Annotated in this window: 13 protein-coding genes; 5 read left to right on the top strand and 8 right to left on the bottom strand. The window is 65.4% G+C overall.

The annotated features are described in order from the left end of the window. The first annotated feature begins 99 nt into the window (after positions 1-99). Positions 100-1,269, top strand: coding sequence for an NO-inducible flavohemoprotein (hmpA, locus tag AR540_RS10255; protein ID WP_059228576.1), 1,170 nt, complete (start codon positions 100-102; stop codon positions 1,267-1,269). A 100-nt stretch (positions 1,270-1,369) separates the two neighbouring features. Here the strand turns inward: hmpA and AR540_RS10250 are convergent, their stop codons facing one another. Further along, a complete protein-coding gene (locus tag AR540_RS10250; RefSeq protein ID WP_059228574.1) occupies positions 1,370-1,597 on the bottom strand; it encodes a DUF1161 domain-containing protein in 228 nt (75 codons plus the stop codon). Positions 1,598-1,635: 38 nt separating this feature from the next. Next, positions 1,636-1,851 (bottom strand): dodecin, encoded by a 216-nt coding sequence (locus AR540_RS10245; RefSeq protein WP_007160169.1) that lies wholly within the window; start codon positions 1,849-1,851, stop codon positions 1,636-1,638. Positions 1,852-2,071: 220 nt separating this feature from the next. Here AR540_RS10245 and AR540_RS10240 point away from each other — a divergent pair, with 220 nt between their 5' ends. Next, on the top strand, positions 2,072-2,395 hold the full coding sequence (locus AR540_RS10240) for a DUF883 family protein (RefSeq protein WP_059228573.1): 324 nt from the start codon (positions 2,072-2,074) through the stop codon (positions 2,393-2,395). A 234-nt stretch (positions 2,396-2,629) separates the two neighbouring features. On the opposite strand, the gene AR540_RS10235 is transcribed toward AR540_RS10240, so the two are convergent. Then, on the bottom strand, positions 2,630-3,526 hold the full coding sequence (locus tag AR540_RS10235) for a LysR family transcriptional regulator (RefSeq protein ID WP_059228570.1): 897 nt from the start codon (positions 3,524-3,526) through the stop codon (positions 2,630-2,632). 92 nt (positions 3,527-3,618) lie between these two features. Here AR540_RS10235 and trpB point away from each other — a divergent pair, with 92 nt between their 5' ends. Beyond that, positions 3,619-4,827, top strand: coding sequence for a tryptophan synthase subunit beta (gene trpB, locus AR540_RS10230; protein WP_059228567.1), 1,209 nt, complete (start codon positions 3,619-3,621; stop codon positions 4,825-4,827). Next, positions 4,824-5,630: a tryptophan synthase subunit alpha gene (gene trpA / locus AR540_RS10225; RefSeq protein WP_059228565.1), complete on the top strand. Its 807-nt coding sequence runs from the start codon at positions 4,824-4,826 to the stop codon at positions 5,628-5,630. The genes trpB and trpA overlap by 4 nt, the downstream gene beginning before the upstream one ends. Before the next feature lie 721 nt (positions 5,631-6,351). On the opposite strand, the gene AR540_RS10220 is transcribed toward trpA, so the two are convergent. The 5 genes from AR540_RS10220 to gbcA form a co-directional block, all read right to left on the bottom strand. Then, entirely contained in the window at positions 6,352-6,762 is a 411-nt protein-coding gene (locus tag AR540_RS10220; RefSeq protein WP_059228563.1) for a DUF2141 domain-containing protein, read from the bottom strand. A 10-nt stretch (positions 6,763-6,772) separates the two neighbouring features. After that, the gene (locus tag AR540_RS10215; protein WP_059228561.1) at positions 6,773-7,405 is read right to left on the bottom strand and encodes an HAD hydrolase-like protein; all 633 of its coding nucleotides are present in this window, start codon (positions 7,403-7,405) and stop codon (positions 6,773-6,775) included. A 97-nt stretch (positions 7,406-7,502) separates the two neighbouring features. Continuing rightward, complete coding sequence (locus AR540_RS10210) at positions 7,503-9,128, bottom strand: methyl-accepting chemotaxis protein (protein ID WP_059228559.1); 1,626 nt, start codon at positions 9,126-9,128, stop codon at positions 7,503-7,505. A gap of 350 nt (positions 9,129-9,478) precedes the next feature. Next, positions 9,479-11,101 carry a methyl-accepting chemotaxis protein gene (locus AR540_RS10205; protein WP_059229720.1) on the bottom strand — a complete coding sequence of 541 codons (1,623 nt, stop codon included), beginning with the start codon at positions 11,099-11,101 and terminating at the stop codon, positions 9,479-9,481. A 171-nt stretch (positions 11,102-11,272) separates the two neighbouring features. Further along, the gene (gene gbcA / locus AR540_RS10200; protein ID WP_059228557.1) at positions 11,273-12,565 is read right to left on the bottom strand and encodes a glycine-betaine demethylase subunit GbcA; all 1,293 of its coding nucleotides are present in this window, start codon (positions 12,563-12,565) and stop codon (positions 11,273-11,275) included. A gap of 328 nt (positions 12,566-12,893) precedes the next feature. Here gbcA and AR540_RS10195 point away from each other — a divergent pair, with 328 nt between their 5' ends. Next, positions 12,894-13,991: a hybrid-cluster NAD(P)-dependent oxidoreductase gene (locus AR540_RS10195; protein ID WP_059228555.1), complete on the top strand. Its 1,098-nt coding sequence runs from the start codon at positions 12,894-12,896 to the stop codon at positions 13,989-13,991. Positions 13,992-14,419 lie beyond the last annotated feature (428 nt).

The raw sequence follows: 14,419 nt of genomic DNA, 5'->3' as shown, positions 1-14,419 counted from the left end.
TTATGACCTGGCACCCAGGTAAAAGCCTGTATTGGCGCGACTTTTCACCTGGCATGACTCATGAAAAGAGCAGCGCAGTCCTGTTTGGAGATTCCTGCCATGCTGTCATCCGACCAAAGAGCCATCATCAAGGCCACCATCCCGCTGCTGGAAACGGGCGGTGAGGACCTGACCCGACATTTCTACGACAAGCTGCTCGGCCACAATCCCGAGATCCGCCCGTTGTTCAATGACGCCCACCAGACCAGCGGTGCCCAAGCCCGGGCGCTGGCGCGGGCGGTCCTGATGTATGCCCGGAACATCGAGCGACTGGATACCCTGGGGCCGCTGGTCGAGCAGATCGTCAACAAGCATGTCTCGCTGCAGGTCCAGCCGGATCACTATCCGCTGGTAGGTATCGCCCTGCTGCAGAGTATCCGCGAGGTGCTGGGGGCCGACGTCGCCACCGACGCGGTGATCGATGCCTGGGCCGCTGCCTATGGCCAGCTGGCCAATATCCTGATCGGGGCCGAGGAGCGGAAATACGCCGCCCAGGCCGAGGCCACCGGTGGCTGGCGCGGCGGCCGGCCGTTCCGCATCGCGCGGATCGAACCGGAAAGCGAGGAGATCAGCTCCTTCTACCTGGAACCGGTGGACGGCTTGGCGACCAGCATTGCCCAACCCGGCCAGTACCTGGGGCTGAGCATCGCCCTGGAGGGCGTCGAATACCGCCGCAACTATTCGATCTCGGCGGCCAGCAGCGGTCAGGGCTATCGAATCAGCGTCAAGCACCAGCCAGGTGGCGTGGTCTCGCGCTTCCTGCACAGCGAGGCCCATGAAGGCACTGTGCTGCAGGTCTTCGCACCAGCCGGGGAGTTCGTCCTGCAGGAGTCGACCAAGCCGCTGCTGCTGATCGCCGGCGGCGTCGGTATCACGCCCCTGCTGCCGATGGTCTCGGCGGCGCTGCCCAGCGGGCGGCCGATCCAGGTCATCCACTGCACGCGCCATCCGGGGGTGCAGGCCTTCGCTCACTGGCTGGAAGAGCTGGCCGCCCATCATCCGCAACTGCAGCTGTATTTCTGCTACAGCCAGCCGCTGGCCGGCGAAGCCCTGGTGTCACGCCTGGATCTGCTGCGCCTGCAGCGCTGGCTGCCCAAGGAGCCTGACCTGGACGCCTATGTCCTGGGCCCGCAGCCCTTCATGGCCCAGGTGCGCCGCGATCTGCTCGAACTGGGGGTGCCGGCAGGGCAGATCCGCCACGAGTTCTTCGGGCCCGCGACGGATCTCTGAACACGGATCTCTGCAAAGAAAACGCCCGCGACCTGAAGGTAGCGGGCGTTTCATCGGCTGACGAAGAGCACCGCTGGGCGGCGGCGCCTTCGACCAGGCACTAGCGGCGCTGGTAGACGATGTCCTTGCTACCGGCCTCACAGCTACCCACCACCTTGGCGGATGCCGCGGCACTGCCCTTGTCCACCACCTCGAGGCTGTAGTTCGCCACGTGCTTGGCTTGCAGCTTGGCATCGATATCGGCCTTGACCGTGTCGCACGAGGTGCCTGCGGCAAAGGCGCCGCCACTCAGGGCCAACAAACCGAGGGTCATCACGAGTCTACGCATCTTGCCTGTCCTTTTGCGGGGGAGGGAGGGATTACGGCTCAGCTGGCTTCGATACGGAAGCCGATCTTCAGGGTGACCTGATAATGCGCCACCTTGGCGTCCTGAATATGACCACGAATCTCGCCGACTTCGAACCATTCCAGATTCTTCACCGACTTGGCGGTTTCGGCCAGGGCGTTGTTGATGGCGTCTTCGACGCTGGTAGTGGAGGAGCCGACGATTTCCAGCTTCTTGTAGGTGTGGTGATCGGACATGAACTGTCTCCTTAAGTCAGCAATGACGGGCGTCGCAGCCGGCGGCTGGCAACGCGTTGACCGGTGTCGCGGTCGACTCGCCGGGAAAGGTGCCGCTGTCATTTCAGGCCGCGGAAAGCCCCGATAAGTTCATTGCCCGGGCTCTCGCGCAGGGCTTTGCTGCACTTTCAAGCGGCCCGGCAGTCACATTTCATGAATCTGTCCACCTCAGGAGGTTGTCATGGCCCGCAATACCGATTACCAGGCGTCCATCGCCAGCATCGAGAACGAAATCAGCAGCCTGCTCGACTCGCTGGCGTCCCTGAAGAAGAGTGCGGCCCGCGAATCCCGCAGCGGCCTGCACTCGCTCAAGAGCACTGCCCGCGAAGCCCTGCATCACTCGGGTGATTCCCTGGAAGAAGTCTACGACGACGTACGCCGCCTGACCCGCCAGTATGGTCGTGCCGCCACTGGCGTCGCTCGTGAGCATCCCTGGGCCACCGTCGGCATCGCCGCTGGCGTGACCATCCTGGTCGGTTGGGCGCTCTTGCGCGGCGACCACTGATGGCCTGAGAGCCTGTTCGAAATCTGCTGCGCGTCGGCCAAACGGCGTTGAAAATGGCCTGGAAGGCCAGCCCCTTCGGAATGCTCATTTACCACTCGTAAATCCGAGCGCGGGTCCGATCCGCTTCCTCAGCCCTTTTCGCGGGGCCGCCTAGGCCTTGTTTGGCTCTAGCTCGCTAGATTATGAACAGGCTCTGAGCGAAGGCATCCCCCGGGATGCCTTCCGCCTGTTCGCTCAGGCTTCGGCCAGCTCCATCCTGAGCCAGGCCGCCAAGCGCTCCACGCGCTCATCCGCCAACCGGCCAGGTGCCCACAGCGCCAGCTCCGCGCCGGTCGCGGCAAAGCCCCAGGGCGCCACCAGCCGCCCCGCCTTGAGATCCGCCGCCACCAGAGTTTCCGGCGCGATCGCCACGCCCAGTCCCGACAGCGCCGCCTCCAGCAGGTAATAGAGGTGCTCGAAGCCTTGCCCGTAATGCAGCTCGGGCGCAGCCACGCCCTGCAAGGCGAACCATTGCGGCCAGGCCTGGGGGCGCGACAGGGTGTGCAGCAGCCGCTCCGCCCGCAGTGCCGACAGCTTGCCTTCCTTGAGTCGCAGATAGGCCGGGCAGTAGGGGCTCAGCACCGGCCCGATGCGCTCAGGCGCCAGATGATAGGCGCGGACCTCCGCCGGAGGGTCGCTCTCGGCGAACAGCAGGGTGGCGTCCTGGCCGGCAGCGTGCAGCTCGGTATCGTCGGTGCGGGTGGACAGGTGCAGACGCAGTTCGGGCAGATCGCGATTGAGGCGATCCAGCCGCGGGATGAACCAGCGGGCGACCAGGCTGCCCGGGCAACCCAGCACGAAGGGTCCCTGGCGACTGCCGGCCTTGAGTTCCGCGCACACCTCGCGCAGCCGGGCGAAGGTCTCGGCGCTCACCTCACGCAGTCGCTGGCCGGCCTCGGTCAGGGCCAGACCCCGACCTTCGCGGCGGAACAAGGCCACGCCGAGCTGTTCCTCCAGGACACGTATCTGCCGACTCACGGCACCATGTGTCACGTGCAGCTCGTCACCGGCGCGGCTCATGCCGCCCAGGCGTGCAGTGGCCTCGAAGGCCCGTAGGGCATTCAGAGGGGGGAGGTCACGGGGATCGCTCATCTGTGAGATTTCCTGACGGATCGTCGCGATCTTATCGATTTATCACCGGCATTCAAGCGGGTAAGGTAGAGCCATCTTCGCAGGAGAACCCCATGAATCAGTTCGCTTATCGCCAGGGCCCCGACGCCCAAGGCATGTTCGGCCAGTTCGGTGGCCGCTATGTCGCCGAGACCCTGATGCCGCTGATCCTCGATCTGCAGCGCGAATACGAGACCGCCATGTACGACCCGGCGTTCCTCGAAGAGCTGGCCTACTTCCAGCGTGACTACGTCGGCAGGCCCAATCCGCTGTACTTCGCCGAGCGCCTCACCGAGCATTTCGGCGGCGCCAAGATCTATCTCAAGCGCGAAGAGCTGAACCACACCGGCGCGCACAAGATCAACAACTGCATCGGCCAGATCCTCCTGGCCAAGCGCATGGGCAAGACCCGCATCATCGCCGAGACCGGCGCCGGCATGCACGGCGTGGCCACTGCCACCGTGGCCGCGCGCTTCGGCCTGCCCTGCGTCATCTACATGGGCAGCACCGACATCGATCGCCAGCAGGCCAACGTCTTCCGCATGAAGCTGCTGGGCGCCGAGGTGATCCCGGTCACCGCCGGCACCGGCACCCTGAAGGACGCCATGAACGAGGCCCTGCGCGACTGGGTGACCAACGTCGCCGATACCTTCTACCTGATCGGTACCGTGGCCGGTCCGCACCCCTATCCGGCCATGGTCCGTGACTTCCAGGCGGTGATCGGCCGCGAGACCCGCGCCCAGATCCTGGAGAAGGAAGGGCGCCTGCCCGACAGCCTGATCGCCTGCGTCGGCGGTGGCTCCAACGCCATGGGCCTGTTCCATGAATTCCTCGACGATCCCGAGGTGGCCATCGTCGGTGTCGAAGCCGGCGGCCACGGTGTGGATACCGACAAGCACGCTTCCAGTCTCAACGGTGGCGTGCCGGGGGTGCTGCACGGCAACCGGACCTTCCTGCTGCAGGACGACGACGGCCAGATCATCGATGCCCATTCCATTTCCGCCGGCCTGGACTATCCCGGCATCGGCCCGGAGCACGCCCATCTACACGACGTGAAGCGGGTGGAATACGTGCCGATCAACGATGACGAGGCCCTCAAGGCCTTCCACCAGACCTGCCGTCTGGAAGGCATCATCCCGGCGCTGGAGTCCGCCCATGCCCTGGCCGAGGCCTACAAGCGCGCTCCGCACCTGCCCAAGGACCACCTCATGGTGATCTGCCTCTCGGGCCGCGGCGACAAGGACATGCAAACCGTGATGAGCCACCTGGGAGACGCGCTATGAGCCGCCTGGAAACCCGCTTCGCCGCGCTGAAGGCCGAGGGCCGCGCGGCCCTGGTCACCTATACCACCGCCGGCGATCCGGACTACGCCACCTCCCTGGCGATCCTCAAGGGCCTGCCGGCCGCGGGGGCCGACGTGATCGAGCTGGGCATGCCTTTCACCGATCCCATGGCCGATGGCCCGGCCATCCAGGCCGCTGCCCTGCGCGCCCTGCACGGCGGCCAGAACCTGGCCAAGACCCTGGAGATGGTGCGCGACTTCCGTCGCGAGGAAGGGGAGACGCCGTTGGTGCTGATGGGCTACTACAACCCCATCCACCGTTATGGCGTGGAGCGCTTCCTGGCCGAGGCCGCCGAAGCCGGCGTGGACGGCCTGATCGTGGTCGACTTGCCACCGGAGCACGACGCCGAGCTGGCGCTGCCGGCCCAGGCCGCTGGCATCGACTTCATCCGCCTGACCACCCCGACCACCGACGACGCTCGCCTGCCGCGGGTACTCAACACCAGCTCGGGCTTCGTCTACTACGTCTCCGTCGCTGGCGTGACCGGTGCGGGCTCGGCCACCACCGAGCACGTCGAGGCTGCGGTGGCGCGCCTGCGCCGCTTCACCGACCTGCCACTGGCAGTGGGCTTCGGCATCCGTACGCCGGAGCAGGCCCGCGTCATCGCGCGGCTGGCCGACGGTGTGGTGGTGGGCTCGGCCCTGGTGGACCAGATCGCCAAGGCCGAATCCAGCGGCGCTGCCATCGACGGCGTGTTGGGCCTGTGCCGGCAGTTGTCGGAAAGCGTACGCACCGCGCGCTGAGACAGGCGTGGCTTCAACAAAAAGGACCGATCCGCGGTCCTTTTTTTATGCCCATAGCCGTGCAAGCTGTGCATAACCCTGTGAACAGTGTGTTCGTCATCGGCGCAAAGCCTTGCTGCAGAAGGCTTTTATCGTTTTCCCCCTTGTTGATCGATTATCGCGAAAGCGACGTCATCGACCCCTGACTCGCTTTTTTGTCCTTGCCTGAGAGGTAAAGGCTGTGGATAAGCCGGGGGCAAGTTGTCGGCAAGTCTGTCCGGGCGCCTTCCTGGGATTTTGTGCAAGAAATGATCGATTTCCACGAACAGCCCAAGACCGCTTCCTCCGTCGAGGACCGGGTGGTTTTCCCACATCTACTGTGCGCGGGCTTGTGGAAAAGATGTGGGACCTACTGCCGATGCCAGGTCCGGCAAGGCCTGTAGAGGATCGTACAAAAAATGATCAGCGACATTTTTCTATTTTTCCACAACCCACAATAGAACTGCATAGGGCTGTGGATAGGGTGTTTGCTCCAGGCTGGAGGCCAGTCGCCATGGGCCTTGCAGAGTAGTGGTCAAATTTTGATCGATATTTGGGGATAACTGCGCGTCAAGGACTTTTTCTTGGTATTGCAAGGAGTTATCCACGCTTGCTCAGCGCTCAAGGGAGCTTTCGTCGCTAACCCAGGCTGTGGATAACTCTGTGGGTTTTCTGTTTGGAAGCCTGTGCATGACGGCGATGGCTAACGCAGGGTCACCTGCTGCCGTAGGCCTTCCGCCGGCAGGATGAAGGCGCATTCCTCGAAGGTGGCCATGCGCATGCGCAACGGGGGATTGTTGCTGTAGCCGTATTGTTCGGTCGGCATGCCGATGAAGTTGGTATCCAGCTGCTGGTTGTCATTGCTGTCATGGATCACCGAGACGGCATAGCGTCCGGGCGGCAGCTCGAAGCGCTGCTCCTGGGCGCCCGGCCGAGCCGCGACATGAGCTTGGGCGACCGGTGACTTGTGTTCCTTCCAGGCGTCTTCGCTGGCGAACACGGCTAGCAGCAGGTGGCCACCGGAGCCATCCACCGTTTCCACCCGCACCTGCAATTCGGCCGCCTGCAGCAGACCGCTCAGGCAGAGACCAGACACCAGCAACAGAGACTTCATAGGCTTTCCTTCAGGAGGGTGAGGACGTCAGCCGCAGCAGGTCGGCCGGTCGTTCGAAGAAGAGATCCGGTGCCTGGGCGCGCAGCGTCGCTGGGCAGCCATAGCCCCAGGCCACGGCCGCACAGGCGAGACCGGCGCGGCGCGCGGCTGCGAGGTCGCGCAACTCATCGCCGACATAGAGCGAATCGCGCGCGGCGATACCCTGCCGCCGGAGCAGGCGGGTCAGGCGCCGGGCCTTGCCGAGCAGGGGAATATCGTATTCGCCATCGCTGAAAAGCCGCGCTGCCTCGGGCAGCACCTGATGCACGCTGGTGGCGGAATTGGAGGTCGCCAGGCCCAGGTGCAGACCGGCGGCGCTCAGGCGTTCGAGGGCGGCGGGAATCTCGGCGAAGGGGGCGACGGCGCCACCGCGCCGGGCCAGCAGGCGACGATAATGGCGCGCGATGTGGGGTACCTTCCACCAGGGGATGCGCAGGCTGTCCAGCAGGCCGGGGAGGGAGGCGGCGCGCAGCCGGGGCAGTTCGTCCACGGCCGGCTCGCGAAAGCCGTGGCAGCGTGCCAGTTCGCCGAGGCAGCTCAGCAGGAAGGGCAGGCTGTCCGCCAGGGTGCCGTCGAAGTCGAAGATGACGTAGCGGTAGCTCATGCAAGGAGGACGCGGCTGGCGAAGGCGCCAGCGTAGCGGGCGCCTCGGGCTTTTGCTACCGCAGCAGGGGCAGGGGCGGGCGCCCCTGCCGGGTGGATCACACGCGGAAGCGACGAATCTGGCCGTTGAGGTCCACCGCCAGCTCGGAGAGCTGCTGGCTGGCGGCGCGGGTCTGCTCGGCACCGGCCGCGGTCTGCACCGAGAGGTCGCGGATGCGTACCAGGTTGCGATCCACTTCACGGGCTACCTGGGCCTGTTCCTCGGCGGCACTGGCGATCACCAGGTTGCGCTCATCGATGCCGGAGACCGACTGGGCAATGGCGGCCAGGGCAGCGTTGGCGGATTGCGCCTGTTCGCGGGTCTGACGGGCCTGGTCGGCGCTGGTCAGCAGCGCGTCGACGGTCTGGCCGGTGCCCTGCTGGATGCTGCCAATCATGCCTTCGATCTCGCGGGTGGACTCGCCGGTGCGATGGGCCAGGGCCCGCACCTCGTCGGCCACCACGGCGAAGCCCCGACCGGCATCGCCGGCGCGAGCCGCTTCGATGGCGGCGTTGAGCGCCAGCAGGTTGGTCTGCTCGGCGACCGAGCGGATGACGTCCAGCACCTGGCTGATGTTGCGGGTCTGCTCGGCCAGCTGACGCGCCTGCTCGCTGGCGCCCAACACGTTTTCGGTCAGTACCTCGATGGCGCCCAGGGTATCGCCCAGCTGGCGCTGCCCCTGGCGGGCGGTATCGGCGGCCTGGCGCGATTCGGAGGAGGTGGAGGTCGCGTTGCCGGCCACCTCGTCCACCGCCTGGCTCATCTCGGTGACGGCGGTGGCCGCCATCTCGATCTCGCTGTTCTGCTGCTGCAGACCGGTGGCGCTTTCCTGCATCACCGCGGTCATCTCCTCGGCAGCCGAGGCCAGCTGCACGGCGGAATGGCCCAGGTGCGCCAGGGTATCGCGCAGGTTGGTCTGCATCTGCTGCATGGCCTGCAGCAACTGGGCGGCTTCGTCGTGACCGCGGGTATCCAGGGTTTGGGTCAGGTCACCGCTGGCGATGGTCTTGGCGGCGTCGACGGCCTCGGCGATGGGCCGGGTCATGCTCAGGGTCAGGCGCCAGGCCAGCAGCACGGTGAGGCCCAGGGCCAGGGCGATGACGATCCAGGTGATGGATTGCGCCTGGCCGTAGGTGGCGCTGGACTGCCGGGACGCGGCCTGAATATCGGACTGGTTGATCTTGCGCAGGGCTTCGGTGCGCTCGTTCATCTGGCTGCCGAGCTGGGCCATGCTGGATTGGATCAGGGCGCGCGCCTCGTCCAGTTTGCCCACGTTGATGAGGTCGGCGAGCTGGCCGATGTAGCGCCCGTAGTCGCGATGGATCTGGCGCAGGGCGTCGAAGGCCTGGCGTTCCTCGTCGGTGCTGACCAGTTGCTGATAGCGGTTGAAACCGGCTTCGACCTCGGTGCTGATGCCGTCGATCTTCTTGCGCGTGGCCGCGACGGTCGCGGCATCGGGAATGGCCAGCAGACGCAGCACCTCGACCCGGGTACGAGCCAGCTGCAGGGCCAGGTTGTCGGCCTCGACGATACTGGGGACGTTGTTGGTCTCGATGACGAGGCCCTGGTGGCGGATCTGCGAGAGTTGCAGCAGCCCGAACAGGCCCAGGCTGGCCACGAGCACGGCGAGCAGGCCGAAGCAGAGCAGACTGCGGACGGCGATGGAGAAGGATCGGAAGGTCATGGCGGCAGCCCCTTAGGAAATTGAGGCTTCCTATAACGGCTATCGCCCGCGTGACTTGACGGTCATTTGTCAGAAAGCTGATCAATGACCGTCATTGGCGAGGCGCATCCGCAGTGCCCTCTGCAGGCCATGGCGAGGCAACCACGCTCAGAGCCTGTTCCACGTCGCGCGAGCTAGAGCCGAACAAGGCCTAGACGGCCCCGCGAAAAGGGCTGAGGAAGCGGATTGGACTCGCGCACGGGTTTGCGAGTGGTAAAGGAGCAGGGCGACGGGGCCGCTCAGACGGGGCTGGCGACCCAGGCCATTTTCAACGCCACTTGGCCGACGCGCAGCAGAGGTTGAACAGGCTCTCAGAACTGGAAACGCTGCACCTGGCCGCTCAAGGTCGTGGCCAGATTCGCCAATTGCTGGCTGGCGCCGCGGGTCTGATCGGCGCCAGCGGCAGTCTGTACCGACAGATCGCGGATGCGTACCAGGTTGCGGTCCACCTCGCGGGCCACCTGGGCCTGTTCCTCGGCGGCACTGGCGATCACCAGGTTGCGCTCGTCGATGCCGGAGACCGACTGGGCGATGGCGGCCAGGGCGGCGTTGGCGGATTGCGCCTGCTCGCGGGTCTGGCGTGCCTGGTCGGCGCTGGTGAGCAAGGCATCGACGGTCTGGCCGGTACCCTGCTGGATGTTGCCGATCATCTTCTCTATCTCGCTGGTGGAGTCCCCGGTGCGCTTGGCCAGGGCGCGGACCTCGTCGGCTACCACGGCGAAGCCGCGGCCCGCCTCACCGGCCCGGGCGGCTTCGATGGCGGCGTTGAGCGCCAGCAGATTGGTCTGCTCGGCCACCGCGCGGATCACGTCCAGCACCTGGCTGATGTCGCGGGTCTGGCTTTCCAGCTCACGGGCCTGGGCACTGGCGCCGAGGACCTGCTCGGTGAGGGCTTCGATGGCGTCGAGGGTGTCGCCCAACTGGCGCTGGCCCTGGCGCGCGGTATCGGCGGCCTGGCGCGATGCGGTGGAGGTCGAGCTGGCGTTGCCGGCGACCTCCTCGACCGCCTGGCTCATCTCGGTGACGGCGGTGGCGGCCAGTTCGATCTCGCTGTTCTGCTGCTGCAGGCCGGCGGCGCTTTCCTGCATGACCGTGGTCATCTCCTCGGCAGCGGAGGCCAACTGGGTGGCCGAATCGCCGATGTGCGCGAGGGTCTCGCGCAACTGGCCCTGCATCTGCTGCATGGCCTGCAGCAACTGGGCCGCCTCGTCGCGCCCGCGGGTTTCCAGCGGCTGGGTGAGGTCGCCGGAGGCGATGGTACGGGCTGCCGCCACCGCCTGGGCGATGGGGATGGCGACGCTACGAGTCAGACGCCAGGCGAGCAGGCCGGTGAGCGCCAGGGCCAGCAGGATCGCCAGCCAGGTCACGTTCGTGGAGCTCGTATAGGACTCGTCCGCCTCGGTGCTGGCGGTGTGGATATCCTCCGCCACGGCGGCGCGGAGCGTATCGACACCGACGTTCATCCGGATGCCCAACTGCGTCAAGCTCCGGACCGACTGGCGCGCTTCGTCGAGTTGGCCGGCCGTGACCAGATCGGTCAGCTGACGTACGCCCTGCATGTACTGGCCGAGCACCTGGCGCAGATCGTTCAGCGCCTGCCGGCGCTGCGGGGAGAGCGGCCGTCGCTGATAGCTATCGAAGAGGGCCACGACCTGCTGGTTCAGGCTGTCCAGCTTCTTGCGAGTGGTGGCCAAGGTATCGGGATCGGGCATGGCCAGCAGGCGCAGGGTCTCGCTGCGGATTCGGGCCAGCCCCAGGCCGAGATCGTCAGCTTCGACGAGGGCGGGAACATGCTGTTGCTCCACCTGGTGCCCCAACTGGCGGATCTGGGCCAGCTGATACCAGCCGAACAGTCCGAGGGCGGCGACGAGCAGCACCAGGATGCCGAAGCAGAGCAGGTTGCGGGTAGCGATGGAGAGCGAGCGGAGAGTCATGACGGCCTGCAAAGGATGAATTAATGAGAGCAGGGTCACAAATCTAGAGGATGTGCTGGCTAAAAAACTCGGCACCGAGGTGCGTCAAAAAGTCGCACAAAGTGAAAAGACAGCTTATTGACAAATGCCCCGGAGTCGTTGTGACCCCGGGGGCAGCAGCGGAGTCTGGTATCAGTCGCCGCTCACCTGGCGCAGATGCGCTGCCGGCGCCTCTTCGCCGAGGTTGGCGAGCAGCCGCTCGCTGTACCAGTCGATGAAGTTGATCACGCCGAATTCGTAAGTCTTTGAGTAAGGCCCGGGCTGGTAGGCCTTGGAGTTGATGCCGCGCTGGTTTTCCTCGGCCAGGCGCCGATCCTGGTCGTTGGTGGCGTCCCAGACCTTGCGCAGGTTGTTCGGGTCGTAGTCGACGCCTTCCACGGCATCCTTGTGCACCAGCCACTTGGTGGTCACCACGGTCTCGGTCGGACCCAGGGGCCAGACGGTGAAGACGATCATGTGATCGCCCATGCAGTGGTTCCAGGAATGCGGCAGGTGCAGGATGCGCATGGAGCCCAGGTCCGGATCGGTGATGCGCCCCATGAGTTTCTTGCAGCCCGGCTTGCCGTCCATGGTCATGGACACGGTGCCGGCGAGCAGCGGCATGCGCACGATACGGTTGCGCAGGCCGAAGCTGGCATGGGCATAGGGGATCTTGTCGGCGTCCCAGCGCGTGGTGCAGGCGGCGACCTGATCCTTGAACGCCTGGGAGGCGCGCGGATCGGTGACGTCGTCCCATTCCAGCAGGGTGTTCAGCAATTCGGGGTGGGAGCCGCTGCAGTGGTAGCACTCGCGGTTGTTCTCCAGCACCAGCTTCCAGTTGGCCTGCTCGACCAGGTCGGTGCGCACCGCGACCTTGGCGTTCTCCATGTCGTACGGCTCCATGTAGTGCTCGAGCGTACGCAGGAAGTCGTCGATGGCCGGCGGTTCGTCGGCCAGGGAGATGAAGATGTAGCCGCCGGCGGTCTTGACGTGGATCGGCTTGAGGTTGAAGTCGGCCATGTTGAAGTCGGCGCCCATCTCGGTGCCGGCGAACAGCAGGCGGCCGTCCAGCTCGTAGGTCCACTGGTGGTAGGGGCAGACCAGCTTGGCGACCTTGCCCTTGTCGCTCACGCACAGGCGCGAACCGCGGTGGCGGCAGACGTTGTGGAAGGCGTGGACCTTGCCTTCGGCGCCACGGACCACCAGGATCGGATTGTCACCGAGTTGCAGGGTGATGAAGTTGCCCTTGGTGGGGATCTCGCAGGTCATGCCGGCGATCAGCCATTCCTTGCCGAAGATCTCCTGCATGTCGATCTGGAACAGGCGCTCGTCGTTGTAGAACGGCTGGGGCAGGGAATAGGTGCGCTCGCGGGTGCGCAGCATCTCGGCCGTGGCCTTGCGGGCCGGATCGAGAGGGTCGCCCAAACTCAAGGTGCTGACGTCCATCGTACATCCTCGTGGCCACCCGGCGGGTGGCGAAAAGTGGTTGGTCACGGTATTGCAAGGCTGTTGGCTGACGGGGCAGGGCCGCCGAATGACCCGGTGCTTCGCCCGTCGCGCGCTGTTCAGGTTCGGCTTGGGGCGGAGTGTGGGGCCGGAGCCGGGAGGGGGCCTTGCTCATGGGCGACATGGCCGACGCTGTTCACGACGCCCCAGCCCTCGTCATTGCTGGGCCGGTCGCCATCGGCATGTGGATGTCGCGATTGGGAAAGTGACGGTCGTGGGGCCCTCACAGAATCGCCGCCAATAGCCCGAGCGGCAGTCGAGGTGCGCCATGAATACCTTCATCAACCCCGTTACCACCCAGACCTGGACCAATGGCCGCCACCCCGTGCGCTGCGTCAAGGTGATCCAGGAAACCTGGGACGTGCGCACCTTCTGCTTCACCGCGGAAATCCCGCTGATGTACTTCTTCAAGCCCGGGCAGTTCGTCACCCTGGAGCTGGAGATCAACGGCCAGCAGGTGATGCGCTCCTACACCATCTCCAGCTCGCCCTCGGTGCCCTACAGCTTCTCCATCACCGTCAAGCGCGTGCCGGGTGGCCAGGTGTCCAACTGGCTGCACGACAACCTGAAGGTCGGCGACACCCTGGCCGTGCATGGCCCGGTGGGCCTGTTCAACGCCATCGACTTCCCCGCCGACAAGGTGCTCTATCTCTCCGGCGGGGTGGGCATCACCCCGGTGATGTCCATGGCGCGCTGGTTCTACGACACCAACGCCAACGTCGACATGGTCTTCGTGCACAGCGCCCGTACCCCGCGCGACATCATCTACCGCCACGAGCTGGAGCACATGGCCGCGCGGATCGACAATTTCGTGCTCAACATGGTGTGCGAACGCACCGAGCACGGCGAGTCCTGGGCCGGCTACCGCGGCTATTTCGACCGCCGCATGCTGGAGCTGATGGCGCCCGACTTCCGCGAGCGCGAGATCTTCTGCTGCGGTCCCACCCCCTACATGAACGCGGTCAAGACCATGCTCCGCGAGCAGGGCTTCGACATGGCGCGCTATCACGAGGAATCCTTCGGCGCGACGCCACCGGAAGCCAAGGTGGAGGCGGCGGAACAGGCCGAGGCCGCGGCGGACCTGCCACCGATCCCGCTGGAAGCCCAGTGCCTGATCTCCTTCACCGAGAGCGGCAAGAGCGTCAACATCGGCCCCGGCGAAACCATCCACGGCGCCGCTGCCAAGCTCGGCCTGCACATCCCCAAGGCCTGCGGCATGGGCATCTGCGGCACCTGCAAGGTGCTCAAGAAGAGCGGTGAGGTGGTCATGGACCACAACGGCGGCATCACCGAGGAAGACGAAGCCGAAGGCTACATCCTGTCCTGCTGCAGCATCCCGCAGGGGGATGTGCAGATCGAGTTCTGAGGCCGTGATGCCCGTGGAGCCTCGTAGCCTGGAAAACCGCGCAGCGTTTTCCACAGGTGCCTGACGTTGGTTTCGGCGGACAAGGCTGCGCCGTTGTCCGCCCTACGCCAACTACGCCAACTACGCCAACTACGCCAGCTACGCGTCGATCGCGGCCATGGGCCGCTCCTACAGGTCGTAGTGTGGAAAACGGCGCAGCCTTTTCCACGGGTGAGTTCGTCGCGAAGGATTCCCTCACCCCAGCCCTCTCCCTAAGGGAGAGGGGGCTTGGAGTGGATGCTCGTCTTCAGTGACTCAGGCGATAAGACAGTTGCTCCTACAGAGGTTCGATGTCCTGTAGGAGCGGCCGCATCGGCGGACCGTCATGGCCGCGATCCAGCCGCGTAGCCGTAGCCTGGAAAACCGCGTCAGCGTTTTCCAGGGGGTGA

It is taken from the genome of Pseudomonas sp. EpS/L25, from assembly GCF_001512295.1.
In the GTDB taxonomy this organism is placed as follows: Bacteria; Pseudomonadota; Gammaproteobacteria; order Pseudomonadales; family Pseudomonadaceae; genus Chryseomonas.
The sequence above is the reverse complement of the archived record's forward strand: the minus strand, read 5'-3'. Positions and strand labels throughout refer to the sequence as shown.